At 46.9% G+C, this 320-nt stretch carries 1 protein-coding gene; it reads right to left on the bottom strand.

What is annotated here, in order from left to right; genetic code table 11:
• A partial coding sequence (locus A3712_RS23070) for an HAD hydrolase family protein (RefSeq protein ID WP_157618862.1) occupies positions 1–320 on the bottom strand: 320 nt, incomplete at both ends.

Consider the following 320-nt stretch of genomic DNA (forward strand, 5'->3'; position numbering starts at 1 on the left):
GTGTCATTCATACCATCACCAAAGGCAACACAGTTATCCAGCGTTAGGTTCAGAGATTTCGCGACAGCGTCTAAAGCATGGCCTTTAGATACTTCAGCGGCCATCACTTCCAGACACCAAGGTGTTGAGAAGGCAACGTTTAACTTGTCTCCAAATGCTTCTTTTAGCTTTTGCTCAAACGTGACTAGGTGTTCGTGGTCTTGCTCTGGGTGAGTGAAGAAGACCTTGGCAATGCCATCGCTCGGCGCATTATCTGCTTCAAAGCGTTTGTAGCTGAAGCCAGATTCACTGTGGAACTTAGCTAGCATTTCATCTTCACG

Source organism: Vibrio sp. HI00D65 (assembly GCF_001635455.1).
Classification (GTDB): domain Bacteria; phylum Pseudomonadota; class Gammaproteobacteria; order Enterobacterales; family Vibrionaceae; genus Vibrio.